Source organism: Sphingomonas sp. GW821-FHT10C01, assembly GCF_059415525.1.
This window is the reverse complement of record NZ_JBWKNK010000001.1, coordinates 1,092,622-1,111,582: the sequence shown is the minus strand read 5'-3', so window position 1 is coordinate 1,111,582 and position 18,961 is coordinate 1,092,622. Positions and strand designations below refer to the sequence as shown.

At 64.3% G+C, this 18,961-nt stretch carries 18 protein-coding genes and 1 tRNA gene; 8 read left to right on the top strand and 11 right to left on the bottom strand.

Translation table 11 applies throughout. The features are described 5' to 3' along the window. The first annotated feature begins 162 nt into the window (after nt 1–162). The gene (locus tag AC07M1_RS05425; protein WP_495161543.1) at nt 163–2,226 is read left to right on the top strand and encodes an amidohydrolase family protein; all 2,064 of its coding nucleotides are present in this window, start codon (nt 163–165) and stop codon (nt 2,224–2,226) included. Nucleotides 2,227–2,239: 13 nt separating this feature from the next. On the opposite strand, the gene AC07M1_RS05420 is transcribed toward AC07M1_RS05425, so the two are convergent. Then, a complete protein-coding gene (locus tag AC07M1_RS05420; RefSeq protein ID WP_495161542.1) occupies nt 2,240–2,965 on the bottom strand; it encodes a LytTR family DNA-binding domain-containing protein in 726 nt (241 codons plus the stop codon). Nucleotides 2,966–2,998: 33 nt separating this feature from the next. Next, nucleotides 2,999–4,957 (bottom strand): TonB-dependent receptor domain-containing protein, encoded by a 1,959-nt coding sequence (locus tag AC07M1_RS05415; RefSeq protein ID WP_495161541.1) that lies wholly within the window; start codon nt 4,955–4,957, stop codon nt 2,999–3,001. 174 nt (nt 4,958–5,131) lie between these two features. On the opposite strand from AC07M1_RS05415, the gene AC07M1_RS05410 reads away from it, so the two are divergent. Continuing rightward, complete coding sequence (locus AC07M1_RS05410; protein WP_495161540.1) at nt 5,132–6,031, top strand: hypothetical protein; 900 nt, start codon at nt 5,132–5,134, stop codon at nt 6,029–6,031. An 11-nt stretch (nt 6,032–6,042) separates the two neighbouring features. Here the strand turns inward: AC07M1_RS05410 and AC07M1_RS05405 are convergent, their stop codons facing one another. The 9 genes from AC07M1_RS05405 to AC07M1_RS05365 all read right to left on the bottom strand — a co-directional run bounded on the left by AC07M1_RS05405 (nt 6,043) and on the right by AC07M1_RS05365 (nt 12,906). Beyond that, entirely contained in the window at nt 6,043–7,530 is a 1,488-nt protein-coding gene (locus AC07M1_RS05405; RefSeq protein ID WP_495161539.1) for an alpha/beta fold hydrolase, read from the bottom strand. 223 nt (nt 7,531–7,753) lie between these two features. Further along, entirely contained in the window at nt 7,754–8,665 is a 912-nt protein-coding gene (locus AC07M1_RS05400) for a beta-1,6-N-acetylglucosaminyltransferase (protein WP_495161538.1), read from the bottom strand. 361 nt (nt 8,666–9,026) lie between these two features. Continuing rightward, nucleotides 9,027–10,145: a dipeptidase gene (locus AC07M1_RS05395; protein WP_495161537.1), complete on the bottom strand. Its 1,119-nt coding sequence runs from the start codon at nt 10,143–10,145 to the stop codon at nt 9,027–9,029. Nucleotides 10,146–10,305: 160 nt separating this feature from the next. Beyond that, nucleotides 10,306–10,842 (bottom strand): transcription termination/antitermination protein NusG, encoded by a 537-nt coding sequence (gene nusG / locus AC07M1_RS05390; protein WP_066576721.1) that lies wholly within the window; start codon nt 10,840–10,842, stop codon nt 10,306–10,308. Between the two features lie 19 nt (nt 10,843–10,861). Further along, entirely contained in the window at nt 10,862–11,065 is a 204-nt protein-coding gene (secE, locus tag AC07M1_RS05385; protein WP_495161536.1) for a preprotein translocase subunit SecE, read from the bottom strand. 236 nt (nt 11,066–11,301) lie between these two features. Beyond that, the gene (locus AC07M1_RS05380; protein ID WP_495161535.1) at nt 11,302–11,556 is read right to left on the bottom strand and encodes a hypothetical protein; all 255 of its coding nucleotides are present in this window, start codon (nt 11,554–11,556) and stop codon (nt 11,302–11,304) included. Nucleotides 11,557–11,795: 239 nt separating this feature from the next. Further along, entirely contained in the window at nt 11,796–12,044 is a 249-nt protein-coding gene (locus tag AC07M1_RS05375; protein ID WP_495161534.1) for a hypothetical protein, read from the bottom strand. Between the two features lie 189 nt (nt 12,045–12,233). After that, nucleotides 12,234–12,806, bottom strand: a complete 573-nt coding sequence (locus AC07M1_RS05370; RefSeq protein WP_495161533.1) for a YqaA family protein — start codon at nt 12,804–12,806, stop codon at nt 12,234–12,236. 23 nt (nt 12,807–12,829) lie between these two features. Further along, a tRNA-Trp gene (locus AC07M1_RS05365) sits at nt 12,830–12,906 on the bottom strand. A 259-nt stretch (nt 12,907–13,165) separates the two neighbouring features. Between AC07M1_RS05365 and rplK the strand changes: the two genes are divergently transcribed. From rplK to trhO, 6 genes are all read left to right on the top strand, one after another. Beyond that, nucleotides 13,166–13,597: a 50S ribosomal protein L11 gene (gene rplK / locus AC07M1_RS05360; protein ID WP_495161532.1), complete on the top strand. Its 432-nt coding sequence runs from the start codon at nt 13,166–13,168 to the stop codon at nt 13,595–13,597. Nucleotides 13,598–13,601: 4 nt separating this feature from the next. After that, complete coding sequence (rplA, locus tag AC07M1_RS05355; protein WP_495161531.1) at nt 13,602–14,300, top strand: 50S ribosomal protein L1; 699 nt, start codon at nt 13,602–13,604, stop codon at nt 14,298–14,300. A 158-nt stretch (nt 14,301–14,458) separates the two neighbouring features. Further along, entirely contained in the window at nt 14,459–15,976 is a 1,518-nt protein-coding gene (gene bchE / locus AC07M1_RS05350; protein WP_495161530.1) for a magnesium-protoporphyrin IX monomethyl ester anaerobic oxidative cyclase, read from the top strand. 319 nt (nt 15,977–16,295) lie between these two features. Further along, on the top strand, nt 16,296–17,414 hold the full coding sequence (locus AC07M1_RS05345) for a C1 family peptidase (protein WP_495161529.1): 1,119 nt from the start codon (nt 16,296–16,298) through the stop codon (nt 17,412–17,414). Nucleotides 17,415–17,432: 18 nt separating this feature from the next. After that, nucleotides 17,433–17,864 (top strand): protease inhibitor I42 family protein, encoded by a 432-nt coding sequence (locus AC07M1_RS05340; protein WP_495161528.1) that lies wholly within the window; start codon nt 17,433–17,435, stop codon nt 17,862–17,864. Between the two features lie 133 nt (nt 17,865–17,997). Then, a complete protein-coding gene (gene trhO, locus AC07M1_RS05335; protein WP_495161527.1) occupies nt 17,998–18,942 on the top strand; it encodes an oxygen-dependent tRNA uridine(34) hydroxylase TrhO in 945 nt (314 codons plus the stop codon). Nucleotides 18,943–18,961: the final 19 nt, after the last annotated feature.

The window sequence follows — 18,961 nt, the reverse complement described above, 5'->3', positions numbered from 1 at the left end:
TCACAGCTTCCGCGCTCGCCGAACGAAAGGCGAAAACTTTCCGAACACTGGGTACCGGAACGTGTTCAGACGCCTGGAAAACGAATGAAAGTCGCTCGTCGAAGGCCCGTTGCTTTTGCCGAATGAGCTTGCCACGCTCGATTTCCCATTCGTGGAGATGTTATGCGCCTTGCTCTGATCGCCGTCCTGCTCGCGTCCACCGCCCCGGCCTTGGCACATGACGATCCGGCGCCGGCTCAGGCATCGAATCCAATCCCCAAGGAAGAACTGCTGAAGCCGCCCGCCGACGCGGTTCACTATGTGGTCGTGTCCGAAGCGGGCAAGCATGGCGATCAGTGGCGTTGGCAGCTTCCGGATGGCCGTACCGCCTATCGCTGGTCGCAGGAACTGCGCGGCTGGATCACCGAGATGGACCAGGTGAGCAGCATCGCTCCCGACGGCTCGATCACTGCGCTGACAGTCCGCGGTGTGACGATGTCGGGTGACGCCGCCGAAACCTTCAGGGTTCAGAATGGCCGCGCGACCTGGAAAACCGTGTCCGATTCGGGCGACGCGCCGGCAACCGGCTGGTACGTACCAGCGGGCGGCGTCGGTATCGCCGGCGCGCCGATGATCGAGAAGCTGGCAGCGGCGGGGGACGCCGGCCTTGCCTTCCTGCCCAGCGGCAAGGGCCACATGGTCTTTGGTCAGACGGTGACCATTGCCGGCCCTGCCGGGCCGAAGAGAGTCCAGCTCGCCTTCATCAAGGGCCTCTTGCCGTCGCCCGTCCCGGTCTGGCTGGACGAGAACAAGCGCTTTTTCGCAGATATCGGCCATATCTCGGTGATGCCGGCCGGCTACGAAGGCGCGCTCAGGCAGCTTCGCGACGCGCAGGAGGCGGCGACAGCGGCCGAACTCAAGGGTATTGCACAGCGCTTCCTGACATCGGCGGCAAGGGCGCCTGTGCTGTTCGACAATGTCCGGCTGTTCGACGCCGACAAGGGCGTATTCTTAACCAACCGCGCGGTGCTCGCGCGCGATGGCAAGATCGCTGCAATCGGCGCGTCAGGATCGATCAAGGCCCCCGCCGGCACACGCACCATTGATGGGCGTGGCAAGACACTCGTTCCCGGAATCTGGGACAGCCATCTGCATATCGGCGACGATTGGGATGTGCTCGCCAATGTCGCCAACGGCATCACCAGCTTCCGCAGCCCTGGCACCACTTTCGACCGTGCGGTTGACGCAACCAAGCGCCGCTCCGCCGGCACGCTCTTGATGGGCGAGCCGTTCATCTCCGCGATCATCGACAAGAAGGACCCTCTCGCGGCGCAGGGCGCCGAAGTGGTGAGCAGCGAGGCCGAAGCGATCGCCGCGGTCCGCAAGATCAAGGCGGCTGGCCTTTGGGGCGTCAAATTCTACACCTCGATGAATCCCGCCTGGATCGCTCCGGCCGCAGCCGAAGCGCACAAGCTCGGCCTTCACGTTCATGGTCATGTCCCGGCGACGATGAAGCCGAGCGAAGCCGTGGCTGCGGGCTATGACGAGCTGACTCACCTCAACTTCGTCGTAATGGAATCGATGCCGAGGGAAGTGATCGACAAGGCCAATACCCGCCAGCGGATGGAAGGGCCGGCGCGCTATTTCAAGGACGTCGATCTCGACGCGCCACTGATGACCAACTTCGTCGCCGATCTCGCCAGGCGCAAGACCATCGTCGACCCGACGATCGTCATTTTCGAAGGTTTCCTGACACAGGATGGCGGCAAGCCGCACCCAGCCTACGCACCCTATATGGGCATCATCTCGCCCGTCGTCGAACGCTCCGCCTTCACTCGCAGCGGCTATCCGCTGGTCGAGGGGCTGACGCGCGACGACTATCGCAAGAGCTATGCGAAGATGGTCCAGCTTGTCGGCAAGCTGCACAAGGCCGGCGTGCCGATCGTTGCCGGGACCGACGGCTGGGGGATCGAGTTGATCCGCGAGCTCGAAATCTATCAGCAAGCCGGCTTCACACCCGCCCAGGCGCTGCAGAGCGCGACCATCCTGCCTGCTCGTGTGGTCGGTGCCGACAAGCGCACCGGCTCGATCGCGGTCGGCAAGGAAGCTGACATGGTGCTGGTTGATGGCGATCCCTCGACCGAGATCGGTGCACTCCGCCGCGTCGTGACCGTGGTGAGCGACGGCTATGTGATGGATGGCGACGCGCTACGCCAAGCAGCGGGGTATAGCGGGCGCCCCAAGTAGGGGCCCGTACGGGCTATTGCAGGGTCTGATCCGCAAGGTTGTTCGCGTAGCGGCTCGACACCGGAAGCCGGCGGCCGCCGACCAGTGCGACCTCGACGACAGCCTTCCGGTCGCGGACGAGCACATCGATGTTTCGCCATGGGACCAGGTAGGAGCGATGGACCCGGACGAAGCCAACCTTGCGCAGCACGCGTTCCGCATTCCGCATCGTCTGGCGCCACACGACAGTGCGTTGCTCGGTGTAGAGTTCGACATAGTTTCCGGCCGCACAGGCGAACAGAATGTCAGCGGGCGGGACCGGCGGAACATCGCCCGCCGGCGCCAGATCATGCGATGCTTCCGCCGGAACCCAGACCGGATAGAGCGCCGCTCCGAGCAGCGCGACGCCGAACAGCGGCAGCCGGCTGAAAAAAGCGCGCTCCGCGCCTGATCCCAGCCAAAGCGCCGCCGCACCGCTCGCTGCATAGGCGGCGAAGGCAAGGCCCAGGCCCAGCAGGATCAACTGCGACCGCTTCCGTGCGAACCGAGCGCCATGCTCGAACATCATCGCGGCCGCGACCCACGGCCCCAACGTCGCGGCCGCCCAGCTCAGGCTCTCGATCAGTCCCGATCGCTCCTCGCTGAAGAGCATCTCTGAGAGCATGCAATAGACCGCACCCACCGGGATCAGCGCCAGCGGCAACAGCCGCCGCGCCGCCTCGCGCCACGATTCCGGGAAACGGGCAATGGTTCCGGTCATCGTCCAATCATCCTCTTCCAGGTCTATAGCATCTCAGAGCTTTGTGGTGAGGAGCAAGCGCCAATGCTGCCCGGTCACCGGCACAAGCGATCCATAGGGCGTCGCATAATAGCCCTTGCGGTCAAACATGTTCACCAGCTGTGCCCGCAAAGACACCTCGGCCCCGCCCAGCCTCAAATCATATCGCGTCCCGAGATAGCCGAAAGGCACCGCCGCCAATTCCGCCTCACTCCGGTTGTCGCGGCGCCGCGCGCCTTCGTAGAGAATATAGGTGTCGATGCTCCATCGATCGGTCAGCTTCTGCTCGAACGCGATCGTCGCGTTGAAGGCGGACACGCCGGGAGCTTCGGGCCTTACCAACCCCGCCTCCACCTGCTCCCCCGAAATCCGGGCTTGGACGATGTTGGCGCCTAGCACGACTGTCGTTGTCTTGGTTAGCTGGCCGGTCAGCGATGCCTCGATCCCGCGGTGGCGGACCGTGCCGACCGGGGCATAGACCGAGTCGGAACGCAGCCCGTAGATCGGCTTGCGGATGTCGAATCCCGCCAGAATGAAGCCCAGCCGCGACGTCACGTCGAACCGCGCACCCACCTCGTACTGCCGCGCCTCGACCGGCGGCAGCACCGCCCCGCGGTTGATCGCCGCATCGGGCGCCACCCCCGATTCCTCAAGTCCCGCGACATAGCTCGCAAAGAAATGCAGCCGCGATGTCGCGTTCCAGAGCCCCGAAGCGCTGAACAGCACCGACTTGTCACGCTGGGTCGACTGCGCCCCGCGCGTGTCGCGGAAGCTCTTCTCGTACCGGTTGCGATGCGCCCCCAGCCGCAGCTCGAGATCGTCGTCGACCGACAGCTCGTAGGTGGCGCTGAGGATGCTCTGGTCGACCTCATCCCGGCTGAGCGGCACGGTGCCGGGGAAATTCGGCCGGGCGACGGCAACCGGGTCATCCCACACGTTGAAGCTCCCGGCGGGAACCGCGATGGCGTCGGCCCGGCGCGTGACCGAATGGCGGTTGCGAAACGCCAGCCCGACACGATGCGTCGCCCCGGCCAGCGTGAAGGTCCTGAACGCCTTCACCTCAACCGAGTCCGACCGGGCATCGGCCTCGGGCGTGTGATAGAGGGTGCTCCTCACCCGCCCCGCGCCGTCGATCGACAGCACCGTCGTGTCGGTACGGGAAGCATCGCGCGTCGACCGCACCGCCGAGGCGCCGAGCAGCCACCCGCCCGAGCGATGTTCGACCAGCGCGCCGAAATTGCCGCTGGTCGAGCGCGACTCCGCCCATTCGGCGCTGTAATTGTGCCGCGTCCGCAGCGGTGGCGGCGTCGCCGCCCCATCGGGCAGAACCGCAAGATCGCCATTGTTGGTCTGCCGGCTGATCCCGCCAAAGACGCGCACCCGCGTTCCCGGCGCGAGCGACCAGCGCGCCACCGCCCCGGCCTCGTACCGCGCGCCTTCCTGCCCGGTCGACCAATTCTCCTCCGGGCTGATGAAGGTATGCGCGACAAGGCCCAGCCTGCCATCGTCGGTCACCAGGCTTCCCAGCGCCTCGACGCTGGGCGAGCCGAACCCGCGCGTTCCGGCGGTAACCGACAGCGAGCTCTTCTGCCCAGGGTCGCGCAGCCGATAGCCGACCACGCCCGTCGGCAGCGGCAGGTCGAGCGCCGTCGCGGCGATACCGACATTGATCGACGATCCCGACACCAGCGATTCCGACGGCAGCGCGGCGGGGTGAAAGTAGAAGCCGTCGATCCGCGTCGCCCCACCCGATGAGACCAGGTCGAAACCGCGCGTCTGATAGGGGCTGTAGAGGCCGACCTGGTTGATCCCGACGCTGGCGCCGAACGCGTCCTCGGCCGATGTCGCGGCGGTATCCCCGCTCGCGCGGGTTTCACCGGGAGCCTCCGCCTCCTGCGCCGCCGCGGGGGCTGATGCGGCGGCAAACAGGGTGAAGGCAATCCCGGTGAAACAAGCCTGGATGGAAGATGACATGGATGAAGCGCCTCATTGGATCTGGTGCCGGGCAGCGCTGGCGCAACGCGCTCCCCGACCGCAATCGCGGAGGTGCGGTGGGACGAATCTTGTGACGAAGGGACGAAATCGCGGCCCCGCGACGCCCCCTGAAACCCACTTGCAATGTTGGAATGCGTTTCGGAACACTGGCGGATGGGCCGTCCGTTCAACCGACGTCAGGCAAAAGAGAATGATGCCTTCCTCGCCGCGCTTCGCCGCACCGGCAATGCGCGGGAAGCGGCGCGCAGCCTAGGCCTCAACCGCACGACGATGATCAGGCGCCGCAACTGCGACGCCGCCTTGGCCGCCGAATGGGATGCGGCGCTCGCGCTGGCTCATGCCAACCTCAACGCCGCCGAGCCGGTCGAAAATCCGGACCGCGAACCCCATATCGTCCGCGCCGCTTCCGGCCACCTGCAGCTGCGTCGCGCCCAACGGCGGCGGCTGGACCGGGAGGCGGAACAGACTTTCCTCGCCGCGCTCAGCGCCACCGCCAACGTCCGCCTGTCGGCCGCGGCGACAGGGTTCACCCATTCGGCCTTCTACCATCGCCGCAAAGAGAGCCCCGCCTTCGCCCGCGAGATGCGGCTCGCGCTGGAGATGGGCTATGAACGGCTGGAACTGGCAATGCTCGAAGCCGCCGACCCCGAAAGCTATCGCGACGACGGCTGGCGCCACAACGAACCCCCGCCGATCCCGCAGCTCACCCCGAGCGAGGCCCTCCAGCTCCTTTACCTCCATCAGAAGGAAGTGCGCCTTCAGGCCGAACCGGATCACATCAAACGCCGCCGTGGCGAGAGCAGCGAAGCGCGGAGCTTCCGCCTCGGCGCGATGTACGAGGCGCAACAGCAGCGCGGCCGGGAAGCGTTCAACATCGCCGAAGCCGAACGCCGCGCGCGGGGGATACCCCATCTCTTCGGACCCAAGATCCTTCCCCCGCCCGCACTCGATCAGGTCAAGGGGTGGAGCAAGGCCGATCCGGCAAAACGACCGCAGGATCGCGAGCGGCCGATGTTCGGCGGCTGGCGGATCGGGGACTGGAAGGGGAAATGAACCGGCTGGATTCAGTCCGGCAGGACAAAGGGAGGCAGTGTCGTCGCGGCCGCGCAGTTCCCGTCCAGTCCGCGCGTGGTCCCCGTGAGAAACAGCTTCCGCCCCAGGTCGTTCACGCAGTCGTTGGTCGGGGTATGGGTGCCCGGAAGCACGATATGGATGCCATTCGGGAAATAGCGCAACGCGATCTCCCCCCAGCTCGGCGGCGTCACCGGATCGAGGTTCCCCGACACGAGGATCGCGGGGACGCGCGAGCGCAGCGGACGATAGTAATCTTGCGGGACATCCCCCTTCGGCCACACCGAACACGCGGCCATCTGGCTGCGCACGCGCTGGGCGCCGATGAAGCTCCCCGCCGTCTCCTTCGCAACCTCCTCGGGCCGAATTCTCGAGACATCCTCGGCACAGGTGAAGGAGAGCAGCAAGCCGGCGCGGATGCTCTGGGTGAACCCCCTGCTGCTCCGTAGTGCCGCCTCGGCGAACGGAACAAGGTCGCCTGCGCGCGCGCGACGCAGGAGAAGCGGCACGCGTCGTCCCGAATCGACCGAGTACAGCATCACGCGCAGCGCATCCGCGAAACCCGAAGCCCCGAGGCGAACCTCGGTCGGGAGCGCGGTCACCGGATGGGGAACACGCACACGGGCCGGTTCGGCACGCAACCGCTCAAGCACGGCCTGAAGGTCGCCGTTGATGTCGGGATAGGCCGCGCGACACCCGGCATCCGCCCGGCATTGCTCGACGAGCTGGGTAAAGGCGCGTTGCGCCGCCGCGGCATGATAGAGCGGCGCGCGGTTCTCGATGGGAACGAGGCTGAAGAGCAGAGCGGCGTGGACGCGCCGCGGGAACATCCGGATATAGGTGATGGCCGCACGCGTCCCGTACGAGCCGCCCTCCAGGTTGATCTTGCGATAGCCCAACGCCTGCCGCAGTTCGTCCAGATCCCGCATCGCGCTCATGGTCGTGTACTGGCGCAGATCGGCATGCCGCTGGAGCGCATCGCGACAGGCGGCATAACCCGCGCCGTCGGCCAGATAGCCGTTGAGATAGCCCTGAAGATCGTTGTCCGAGCCGCCAAGGTTGCAATCGAGCGCCGTCCCCTCGCCGGTTCCGCGCAGGTCCAGCAGCACGACCTCATGATTCTCGGACTGCCACCCGCCATGATAATATTGCGCCTGATCGGTTGCCGGCTGACCCGGCCCCCCGGAGAGTATGAATACCGGATCGCGCGGGCGGCTCGAGCGAGAGGGCAGGATCACCAGCCGCAGCGGGAGCATGCGCGAGCGCGCGACACCTCGGTTCTCGGGCACCAGGAAGGTGCCACAGCGCGCCTCGACCTCCACCCGCTTTCCCGATCCCGCGTCCTTGGCGATCCGGCAGGGCGCCAGCGTCAGCCGATCGGTAAATGCCGCTCCTTCGCGTCGCGGCGCCCCGGACGCCGCCGCCTGCGCCGTGCCGGTGACCAGAAGGCTGACGATCCAAACCAGCAGATGCCGCCGCATACGCCTCTCCCGTCGATTCGCAGGGTCTGAACCATGCCACAGTTTTGCAATCGCCGCGCTCGCACGGGCACCGTTCCTCACGATCGCACTTCCAGCACTCGATCAGGTCAAGGGCTGGAGCACGGGCGCCGCGGAGAAGCACAGGCAGGATCGCCAGCGTCCGATATCCGGGGGTGGCGGATCGAGATTGGAAGAAGGACTGGGGTCGCGGGGGCCGAAGCGGCTAGGCGAAGGCCGCGTCCGCTGTTCTGGCATATGACGGCGGCATCGGCGCAGGAACTCTCCGCAGATAGTGGTTCGCCGCCGGGGATCGCAGATGGCGTTCAAGCAATGCGAGAATTCTTGAACCGTTCTCGGCATCGAACTTGCGGGCGAAGAGGTCGGGGCTGCGTTGCAGCTTACCAAAGTCCCCTTCGTCATAGTCGCGGGGACGCAGCTTGATATCCCCATCCGGAACCCAATCGATCATCCGCAAGTCATCGTTCATAACGATGCCCGGATCGTCGCTGTTCATGATCACGGTCTGGAAGAACGCCTCGTCCGCAATGAAGCTGTTGCGATAAAAGGTCTTGAACCGCTCGACCCGAGGATCGTGGCAGACATACTCACAGAAGCTGCGGGTGACGGCCTTCCACTGCGTGCCGATAAAGGGGGTATCACCAGGCAGATACGGTCGTGCCACTCCCGTGGCGGTCATCGCGCCGTTCTCCTCGACGAAGAGGTGGCTGATACGGTTTAGCGTGTCCGGCCGTTCCTTGCGTTGATCGAGGGCGCGAATGAATTGCTTGCCTGGATTGGCGGCGAAGAATTCACGGACATAATTCTGGCTTTTGAGCGGGAAATCCTGACCGGACAGATTGATGTAGTGGGACCAACGGTTATCCATCTCAAGCAGGCGCGCCATGCCGCGCAATTCTGCTTCGACGAGACTATATCCGCCCCATAGCGCATCCTGCGGCTCCAGCAGATCGACCCCCTGATAGGGCTTGAGAAACGTTGAAACTTCGTCCGCCAAGGCCTTGCCGGAACTCTTGTCCACATGAACCACATATTGGTTGCCCGGCAGATAGATCGCCTTGAAGAGCTGCTTGAACTGGGCGGGGTAGCGATGAACCAGAAGGAAGTAGGCGATCATGGGGTACGTCTCTCCACATCGCCCCATCCGGCTGTCTAGGCCCGGACGCGGCGATTGCGTTTCCTGCCTCAGGAAAGCCAATCAAATGAATTTCTGATCGTAAAGAGACAACGCCGGACAGAATTCTCACTCATATGAGTAAAGCGGCGTAATTCTCATATGAGAATCACTATCGCGAATTTCAACGAGCAGAACTGCAAAACATTAGCTTCACGCCGAGATCGATCCATAGCTGACCGACTGAACAGGGGCTAATGTCGACCCCCGTTCACTCGTTGCAAAAGGACCGGCGATCGACACACTGGCCTCGACCTTCAATTTCACGAAGCCAAGACCTCACAAGATCTCAAGCGCCTGCTATTCACCCGCCCCAAGCGTCGCGATAGACCCTCAGGAAATTACCCCCGAACAGCTTCTCCAGCCGGGTCGTTGACCAGCCGCGCCGCTCCAGCGCCACGGCGAGGCGGCGGTAGCGATCGACGCTGTTATACTCGGCAACGATCGGAAACACATCCGGCCCCTCCCCCGGCGCCGCGATGCCCGCCTTGCTCCGCTCCATCGCCCAGCGGCGATTACGCTCCTTGGCCGCTTCGTCGACGAGCTGGGGCAGCACGCCGTTATCGGTGCCGATCCCGACATGGTCCTCGCCCGCGACATTGGCGACATGCTCGATATGGCGGATCAGGTCGGCACCCTTGGGCTGGCTGTCGAGCGTCAGGAACGGCATGAAATAGACGCCGACCACGCCCCCCTTGTTCGCGACCGCGCGGATCGTCTCGTCCGCCGTGTTGCGCGGATGGTCCGTCAGCGCGCGTGCGCCGCTATGGCTGATGACCGGCGGCCGTTTGGCGTGCGCCGCGGCCTCAGCCATCGTCCGCGCGCCGCCATGGCTGAGGTCGAGCAGCAATTTCTCCGCCTCGATCCGCTCGATCGTCGCGCGGCCAAGCTTGGACAGACCGGCATTGTCCGGCTCCAGCGACCCGTCCCCGCTCAAATTGCGGTTGTTGTAGGTCAGCTGGACGGTCATCACCCCGTCCTTCTTCAGCTGCGCGAAACGGTCGAGTTGCGGCCCCACCATGGTCGTATCCTGCGTCCCCAGCAGGATACCGAACTTGCCGTCGCGCTTCGCCTTCACAATATCCGCCGCGCTCCGCACGAGCAGCAGGCGATCGGGATTGGCGGCGAGATACGCCTTCTTGCCCTCGATGCTCTTTGCGTAGTCAGCCCAGGCGTCGACGACATTGCCGACGGGGAAGACGGTGTCGCGTACCATCGTCACGCCGCTGGCCAACGTCTCGGCCCATCCCCGGTCGCTCATGCGCAACACGTCGTCGGGGGCATAGGGGTCACCCATCCCGCCGAGCGCATCGATGACGATGGCACGGTCGTACCAACCGCCTGCGCGGCCTTGTGCCCGGGCTTGCCCCGCCACCGCCACAGCCGCCGCACCCAGAATCAGTGTCCGCCGATCGACCCGCATATCGCCTCCCCCGTGAATCATTCACCTGCGACATGACTAGGACCCCAGCAACGGTGTCGCCACCCCCGCACGCACCGAGCTGGCCCAAATTCTGATCGCCGAAAGCAAGAAGGCCGGAGCTTTCGCCCCGGCCTCCCGTAATCCTGCGATGTCGCGGCGCTTACTTCGAGCGCTCGACCTGGTCGAAGTCCAGCTCGACCGGGGTTGCGCGACCGAAGATCGACACGCTGACCTTGACCTTCGACTTGTCGAAGTCGAGTTCCTCGACCACGCCGTTGAAGCTCGCGAACGGGCCTTCCAGCACCTTGACCGCATCGCCGATCTCGTAATCGACCTTGATCTGCGTCTTGGGCGCGGCGGCGGCTTCCTCCTTGGTGTTGAGGATGCGCGCGGCCTCGGCCTCGCTGATCGGCTGGGGCTTGCCCGAGCTGCCGAGGAAGCCTGTCACCTTCGGCGTGTTCTTGACGAGGTGATAGACGTCATCGTTCATCGCCAACTTGGCGAGGACGTAGCCGGGGAAGAACTTGCGCTCCGACTGCACCTTCTTGCCGCGGCGAACCTCGGTCACGGTCTCGACCGGAACCTCGACCGCCTCGACCAGCGCGTCGAGGCCCAGCCGCGTCGCGTCGGACAGGATCTGATCCCGCACCTTGTTCTCGAAGCCCGAATAGGCGTGAATGATGTACCAGCGCGCCATTGGTTATCCCGTTATTGGCTCAGTTGCGTTCAGCGAGGCTGAGCAGGAAGCGGACGATCGCGTCGAACGCGCTGTCCACACCGAAGAAGAACAGGCCGAGCAGCGTCGCCATGATCAGCACCATCACGGCGGTCATCACGGTTTCCTTGCGGGTCGGCCAGACGACCTTCTTGGTCTCTGCCTGTACCTGGCGCATGAATTCGAGCGGACTGGTCTTAGCCACCTGTTGCCTCGCAAATTGGTTGCCCGGCTTCGGGACAGGGTCCGCCGCCCGGCCCCTCTTGAGAGACCCGGCGAACACCCATCACGCTGTCGGATTGGGGCTGGTATCTAGCGACTTGGGTGCGGCGGGGCAAGACCCGTGATATCCGCCTCGCAACGGCCCCCGCGACACGCAGACGAAAGCGGGCGCCCGCACGAAGGGGCGCCCGCTGCGGGCCGTTGCCGGGGAAAGGGAAACTAGGGGCTGTCCGGCGAATCGTCGCCGCTCGCCAGTTCGACAATGCCCCAGATCATGAGTCCCGCGACGATCGCGCTGATCACATAAATGCCGGCCCCGGCCCCGCTTTGGGCGTTGCTCGGCCCCGCGGTCGTCGATGCGCGATCGATCTGTGGCGAATTGGCAAGGCTGAGCGATTGCGCGGGCGCGGCGTGCACGGCGACCGCTGTTACCAGCGAAAGCGACGCTAGCAGCGTCGATAGAGATTTGAGCATGTCCTTCCTCCACTTCGATGCGCGAGGATCCGGATACCGGATCGCCTTCAGGCGCGATCAGACAGGCAGAGGTTGAACCGGCCGCGCCCACGCACGTTCCATTGCGGCAATCCGGACAGGACGAACCGGCGGGGAGATAGGGTGAAGCGTTCGCCTGTGCAGCATATTCAGTGCTGCAAAGCAAAAAAAATGGCGGCCGGAGCCGCCATTTTCCTCGACCGTGACGATCGACAACAACCTTAGTTGCTGTCCGAGTCACCGAAGATGTTGATCGCGCCGGTGATCTCGAGGATCGCGACGACAGCGATGATGCCACCGACGATGAACAGCGGGCTGATACCTTCGCCCTGAGCGTTCGACTTCGAGGCGTCGGTCGAAGCGCGGACCGGCACGTTCTTGAGGCTGAGCGACTGAGCCGCCGAAGCGTGAGCAACACCGCTCATCGCCATCGTCGAAGCTGCCACAGCAAGAGCAATCTTCTTAAACACGTTACTTCCCCTTCGGTTTGCGCAAAGGCAAGCGGCAGATAGGCGGGCGTTGAAAATTTCGCAAGCGCAATATTTCCTGTTGCGCTACCTAAAGCGCAGAAATTGTAACCAAATAATCACAAACTGGGTAGTTCATCCCTGAATCCGCTCGCCTCGTCCGCCAGTGCGGCGAATGCCGGGAGTGAAAAACTAAATCAAAGCAACCACCGCGAATCCACCAATCAGCGCCGCGAGAACGATCCAGCCGATCAGGTTCAGCCGTTCCTCAAGCACCTTCTGCACGGGTTCTCCATATTTCTTGAGCAGAAACGCGACGACGAAGAAGCGGGCGCCCCGGGTGATGGTGCAGAGGAGGATGAAGATACCAAGGGGATAATGCGACAGGCCGCTGGCGATCGTCACCAGTTTGAACGGAATCGGCGTCAGCCCCTTCACCAGGATCAGCGCCGCGCCGTACTTCTGATAGGCGGCGGTGAAATCCTCGAACGCGCCATGGCGGAAGAATTCGAGCACCTGGTGCGCGAATCCGGTCAGGAAATAGCCGATCGCATAGCCGAACAACCCGCCCAGCACCGACGCGATCGTACAGATCGTCGCGATTCGGTACGCCTGATCGCGGCGCGCCAGCACCATCGGCACCAGCATCACGTCAGGGGGAATGGGAAAAAAGCTCGATTCGGCGAACGATACCGTCGCGAGATAGCGATCGGCGTGGCGATGACCGGCAAGCCTGAGCGTCCAGTCGTACAGCGCACGGAACATGTAGGGGAGATCCTTGAAAAGGATGGCAGGGGAGCTCGGATTCGAACCGAGGGCCTTCGGTTTTGGAGACCGACGCTCTAACCAGCTGAGCTACACCCCTGTGCGGCGTTTGCCCCTAAAGTTTGATCGACGGGAAGGCAAGGGGCGTACGAACGAATCGCTGCCGCCCCATGTCATGCTGGTCCAATTCCAACATGTATCCAACAATCGGCCGCGCTCTTGCCTTTGAGGCCCCGTGGCGCTATGCGCGCCGCCTTCCAGAGCGACAGCATTGGAATTTGCGGGAGAGTGCCTCGGCATTCGTCTGTACCGCTAAACTTGAACCGGCCGGGGCGACCTGGCCAGCTAGAGAGTGAAACATGGCTAAGAAGATTACGGGCTATATCAAGCTCCAGGTGCCTGCGGGCTCCGCCAACCCCTCGCCGCCGATCGGCCCTGCCCTGGGTCAGCGCGGCGTGAACATCATGGAATTCTGCAAGGCGTTCAACGCGGCGACCGGCGAAGTGGAAAAGGGCACGCCCCTCCCCACCGTCATCACCGTCTATGCCGACCGCAGCTTCAGCTTCGAGACGAAGCAGCCGCCCGCGACCTACCTGATCAAGAAGGCCGTCGGCCTGAAGTCGGGTTCGAAGGAGCCGGGCAAGATTTCGGCAGGCAAGATCAAGCGCTCGCAGCTCGCGGAAATCGCGACCGCGAAGATGAAGGATCTGAACGCGAACGACATCGACGCCGCAACGAAGATCATCGAAGGCTCCGCTCGCGCGATGGGCCTCGAAGTGGTGGAGGGCTGATCACATGGCAAAGCTGACGAAGAAGGCGAAGGCCATGGCGACCGCGGTTGACCGCGAGAAGCTGTACGGCGTCGACGAAGCAATCGCGCTGGCGCAGAAGAACGCCACCGCCAAGTTCGACGAGACGATCGAAGTCGCGCTGAACCTGGGCGTCGACCCGCGTCACGCCGACCAGATGGTCCGTGGCGTCGTCACCCTGCCCGCCGGCACCGGCAAGACCGTGCGCGTGGGCGTGTTCGCCAAGGGCGCAAAGGCTGACGAAGCCCGCGAAGCCGGTGCGGACGTGGTCGGCGCGGAAGACCTGCTCGAGATCGTTCAGGGCGGCAAGATCGAGTTCGATCGCTGCATCGCGACCCCGGACATGATGGGCCTGGTCGGCCGTCTCGGTAAGGTGCTGGGTCCGAAGGGCCTGATGCCGAACCCGAAGCTCGGCACCGTCACCATGAACGTCGCCGAAGCCGTCAAGGCCGCCAAGGGCGGCCAGGTCGAGTATCGCGTCGAGAAGGCCGGCATCATCCATTCGGGCATCGGCAAGGCGTCGTTCTCGGCCGCAGATCTGCGTTCGAACTTCGACGCGCTGGTCGACGCGGTGGTCAAGGCCAAGCCGTCGGGCGCCAAGGGCAAGTATCTGCGCAAGGTCGCGGTCTCGTCCTCGATGGGCCCGGGCGTGAAGATCGACGTCGCCGAGGTTTCGGCGGTCTGATCTTCGCCACCAGCGAAACACGAAGAGGGCCGGGGGAAACCCCGGCCCTTTTTCTTTGCCCGCACGCGCGTGATCAACGATTCCTCACGCACCGCTCATGACGCTCATGGAACGTCGCCCCCATCCGAAGCCCGGTTCAACATCGGAGGTTCGGCCCCTTGCGCATCCTGCTCGTCAACATCCCGCATCCCGCCATCGGCAGCCGCATCCCAAGGGAACAGCTACCGCCGCTGGGCCTGCTTTCGATCGGCGGCCCGCTGATCGACGACGGCCATGTGGTCGACCTGATCGATGGCGAGTTCGGCCCGATGCCATTGCCCGAACTGGTCGAACGGATCATCGCTCACGCGCCCGAGGCGATCCTGTTCGGTCATTCCGGCTCCTCTTCCGCCCAGCCGATCATCCGCCGGGTCGCGGCCGATGTCGCCGCCGCGCTGCCTGACGCGCACATCATCTATGGCGGCGTTCACCCCACCTATTTCTGGCGCGAGATCCTGCGCGACGAACCCCATGTCGATGCCATCGTTCGCGGTGAGGGCGAGGAGACGGCGCATCGCCTGATCCGCGCGCTGGCTGAAGGGGCCCCGCTCGACGACATCCCCGGCATCGCGTTTCGCCGCGACGGCACGCCGATCGGCACGCCACCCGCGCCGGTCATCGTCGATCTCGACGCCTACCGCGTCGGCTGGGAACTGATCGACCACCACCGCTACAGCTATTGGGGCGGCAAGCGCGCGGTGGTCATCCAGTTCTCCCGCGGCTGTCCGCATCTCTGCAACTATTGCGGCCAACGCGGCTTCTGGACCCGCTGGCGTCACCGCGACCCGGTATTGCTGGCAAGGGAGATCGCCCGGCTTCACCGCGAGCACGGCGTCGAGGTGTTCAACTTCGCCGACGAGAATCCGAGCGCCGGGCGCAAACCCTGGCAGGCGTTCCTCGAGGCGCTGATCGCCGAGAGAGTATCGGTCACCCTGGTCGGCTCCACCCGTGCCGACGACATCGTGCGCGATGCCGACATCCTCCACCTCTACAAGCAGGCAGGCTTCGAACGCTTCCTCCTGGGCATGGAGAATACGGACGAGGCGACGCTGAAGCTGATCCGCAAAGGCGGATCGACCACCGCCGATCGCGAGGCGATCCGGCTGCTGCGGCGCCATGGCATCCTGTCGATGACAACCTGGGTCGCCGGATTCGACAACGAGACCAATGCCAGCATGTGGCGCGGCCTGCGCCAGATCGTCTCCTATGACCCCGATCAGATCCAGTCGCTCTATGTCACGCCGCATCGCTGGACACCCTATTATCGCCTCGCCCGCGACCGGCCGGTCATCCAGACGGACGCGACCAAATGGGACTATAAGCACCCTGTGCTCGGCGTGGCGGGGATGGCGCCGTGGCGGCTGTTCCTGTGGGTAAAGGCGATCGAGGCGATCGCCCAGCTTCGCCCGCGCGCTTTACTCCGCTGGGCTTGGCACCCGGACCCGAAGATACGGCACGCGATCCGCTGGTATTACCGCATGGGGCGGCGCGTCTGGCTGCACGAGATGATCGGCTTCCTGTTCCGTGACCGCTATCGCGCCGACGGGCGCACCGTCGCCGATCACTTCGGCGACACGCAGGATCATGAGGAGGAGGCATCGCGCCCGGCACGGTTGCGTCCGCGCGTGCCAGCCTGAACGGCCTTTCGTCCACGCCCACCGACCGTACATCCCGGCGAACTGGACAGGAACATTGAAGTCAGTGTTAACTCTCGTTCCAATCAATATTCAGGATCTTCATCGATTTGTACAAGTATGAACAGCTCATTTTCGTTCCGATTCTGCAACCGTTTCCGAACAGAAACCATAAAAATCTATCATCGATCTATCGACTCCAGCGCGTCATCCTGACATAACTCATCTTGCTCGCGATTGGAGTCGCTAGAGCATTTCAATTATGAGCCTGACGTTGCGTTCGCGTGAAACCTATATTCTGCGGAGCAAAAATATGGACAGGATGAAGCAAAGCAGCGCCGCGCTGTTGGGTGTGGCAGCATTTGTCGCAATCGGCGCGATCCCGATATTCGCCGGCAACGCCCAGGACCGGACCGTCGCAAAGGGCGTGCAGCTCAAACAGGTACAGCTGACCGAATCCCCCTTCTACGCCAGCCGCCTCACCCGGGCGTCGCCGCAGATCAAGGCGCAGGTCAGCCAGCTTCGGCAGGCCGCCGTCGCCGAGAGATGGACCTTCAACATCGGCTATACCACCGCGCTCGACCGGCCGATCGAGCAACTCACCGGCTTGAAGCTGCCCGAGCCGGCCGAACTGGAGGCAAAGGCAACGGCGCAGAACCGGTTCGCGGTCGATGCCATCGAACTCGACAACCGGTATCTGTCCGCAAAGAATATCCGGCTCGCGCTGCTGCCCTGCACCGCCGGATCGGCAACCTGCAGCTATCAGGCAAAAATGCCGCCGGTTCGCAATCAGGGCGGTTGCGGAAGCTGCTGGGCCTTCACCGCGCTGGGCGCCTATGAGGGCACCTATAATCTCCGTTTCAACGCACTGATCGACTCTTCCGAACAGCATGTCGTTTCATGTGCCGGATCGGGCAGTTGCGCGGGCGGCTGGTGGGACCCGGTCTTCAACTGGATGCTGGGTAACAAGGTCCGCAGCGAAGCGCAGACCCCCTATACGGCATCCAACGGCGTGTGCACGCCCGCCCCCACCGGCCTCTACAAGGCCGCGGCATGGGGTTTCGTCACCGTCAAGGCAGAGGTACCGAGCGTCGCCCAGCTCAAGGGCGCGCTCGTGACCCACGGCCCGCTCGCGGTCGCCGTCCGGGTCACCCCCGCCTTCCAGGCCTATACGTCGGGCGTCTTCAACCAGAACGATACAGGCTGGATTAACCACGGCGTCGTTATCGTCGGTTGGGACGATTCCAAGGGCGCCTGGCGCATTCGCAACTCCTGGGGAACCGGCTGGGGCGAAAGCGGCTATATGTGGATCAAATATGGCGCGAACAGCATCGGATATGCCGCCGCCTGGGTACGTCCCGCGCCGCAACAGCTGGTCATCAATCCGGCGCTTCTCGAGTTGGTCCGGCGCCGGCAGATTCTGATCGCGCCGACACGGTAACGGTATCGGAGAGATGATATGCATGGCACGATCGCAAGGACAGGGCGAACGCTGCTGGCGCTGGCGCCCGCTGCGTTGCTGCTCGCCACGCCGGCCTGCGCCGTGAACGGAACGGGCACGGACTCCGCGGAGAGCCAGTCGGCGGTCGTGCTGACCGAGGGCGAGGACGGCGCAACCCGCGCCGTCCCGCTTGGCGGCTCCGTCGAGATCCGCCTCAAGGCCCAGCTCGGCACGGGCTATGCGTGGACGCTCGTCAAGGCCGGGCCGGTCAGGCAACTCGGCGATCCGGTGACCAGCGGCGGCAGCCTTCCCGGCGGATGGGAGACCCAGAGTTTCCGGCTGAAGCCGACCGCCAAGGGCAAGCATATTGTCAGCTTCGCCTATGCCCGGCCGTTCGATCGCGGTGTCGCACCCGCGAAGACGGTGCGATTCACGCTGGATGTGACCTAGGCTATTCCTGCAATCGTGAAACGGAAGGGGCCGGGTACGATCCCGGCCCCTTCCGTTGGGCGCTCCCCACATGACGAATCCACGCAATATCGCTAGGGCGCGGTGGAAAGCGCCTCTCAGGACCAGAATTTCAGTGACCCACCCCGTTCATCCGATCCGCGTCGTCGCGCTGTACCAGTTCACCCCCTTTGCGGACCTTGAGCGGATCAAGGCGCCGCTGGCGCGGACCTGCCGCGCGCTGGGCGTCAAGGGCACGTTGCTGCTGGCCCGCGAGGGCATCAACGGCACGATCGCCGGGACCGACGACGGGATCGAGCAGGTTCTGGCCCATATCCGCGCCCTGCCCGGCTGCGCCGAGATCGAGATCAAGGAATCGCGCGCGCCGGAAATGCCGTTCCACCGGATGAAGGTCCGGCTGAAGCAGGAGATCGTGACGATGGGTCAGCCGGACATCGATCCGCTCGATACCGGCCATTATGTCGCGCCCGCCGACTGGAACGCGCTGATCGACCGGCCCGACACGATCGTGATCGATACGCGCAACGACTATGAAGTCGCGCTGGGCAGCTTTACCGGCGCGATCGACCCGCGCACGCGCACCTTCCGCGACTTTCCCGAATGGTTCCAGGCGAACCGGGAGAGGCTGCTGGACGGCGAGACGCAGCCGAAGATCGCGATGTTCTGCACCGGTGGCATTCGCTGCGAGAAATCGACCGCGTTCCTGAAGGCGGAGGGACTGGACGAGGTCTATCACCTGAAGGGCGGTATCCTGGCCTATCTGGAGACCGTGCCGGCCGAAGACAGCCGGTGGGAGGGCGAGTGTTTCGTCTTTGACGAGCGGGTGTCGGTCGGCCACGGGCTGGCACCGGGCGACAACCAGCTTTGCCGTGCCTGCCGCATGCCGGTGACGCCCGAGCAGCGCGGCTCGCCACTATTCGTCGAAGGTGTCAGTTGCCCCGCCTGTCACGACCAACGCACCGACGAGCAGCGCGCGCGCTATGCCGAGCGTCACCGCCAGACGATGCTGGCCGAAGCGCGCGGCGAAACCCATGTCGGCGCGGTCCACGACCAGGGCTGAGCCGTCGCGCGGCCCCTTA

Excerpts from the sequence above, each read along its gene's own strand:
- AC07M1_RS05395 (WP_495161537.1), bottom strand. The coding sequence starts at position 10,145 with ATGCGGGTCGATCGGCGGACACTGATTCTGGGTGCGGCGGCTGTGGCG.
- AC07M1_RS05415 (WP_495161541.1), bottom strand. The coding sequence starts at position 4,957 with ATGTCATCTTCCATCCAGGCTTGTTTCACCGGGATTGCCTTCACCCTG.
- AC07M1_RS05380 (WP_495161535.1), bottom strand. The coding sequence starts at position 11,556 with ATGCTCAAATCTCTATCGACGCTGCTAGCGTCGCTTTCGCTGGTAACA.
- AC07M1_RS05410 (WP_495161540.1), top strand. The coding sequence starts at position 5,132 with ATGGGCCGTCCGTTCAACCGACGTCAGGCAAAAGAGAATGATGCCTTC.
- AC07M1_RS05345 (WP_495161529.1), top strand. The coding sequence starts at position 16,296 with ATGAAGCAAAGCAGCGCCGCGCTGTTGGGTGTGGCAGCATTTGTCGCA.
- nusG (WP_066576721.1), bottom strand. The coding sequence starts at position 10,842 with ATGGCGCGCTGGTACATCATTCACGCCTATTCGGGCTTCGAGAACAAG.
- rplA (WP_495161531.1), top strand. The coding sequence starts at position 13,602 with ATGGCAAAGCTGACGAAGAAGGCGAAGGCCATGGCGACCGCGGTTGAC.
- rplK (WP_495161532.1), top strand. The coding sequence starts at position 13,166 with ATGGCTAAGAAGATTACGGGCTATATCAAGCTCCAGGTGCCTGCGGGC.
- AC07M1_RS05400 (WP_495161538.1), bottom strand. The coding sequence starts at position 8,665 with ATGATCGCCTACTTCCTTCTGGTTCATCGCTACCCCGCCCAGTTCAAG.
- AC07M1_RS05420 (WP_495161542.1), bottom strand. The coding sequence starts at position 2,965 with ATGACCGGAACCATTGCCCGTTTCCCGGAATCGTGGCGCGAGGCGGCG.
- AC07M1_RS05405 (WP_495161539.1), bottom strand. The coding sequence starts at position 7,530 with ATGCGGCGGCATCTGCTGGTTTGGATCGTCAGCCTTCTGGTCACCGGC.
- AC07M1_RS05370 (WP_495161533.1), bottom strand. The coding sequence starts at position 12,806 with ATGTTCCGTGCGCTGTACGACTGGACGCTCAGGCTTGCCGGTCATCGC.
- AC07M1_RS05340 (WP_495161528.1), top strand. The coding sequence starts at position 17,433 with ATGCATGGCACGATCGCAAGGACAGGGCGAACGCTGCTGGCGCTGGCG.
- AC07M1_RS05425 (WP_495161543.1), top strand. The coding sequence starts at position 163 with ATGCGCCTTGCTCTGATCGCCGTCCTGCTCGCGTCCACCGCCCCGGCC.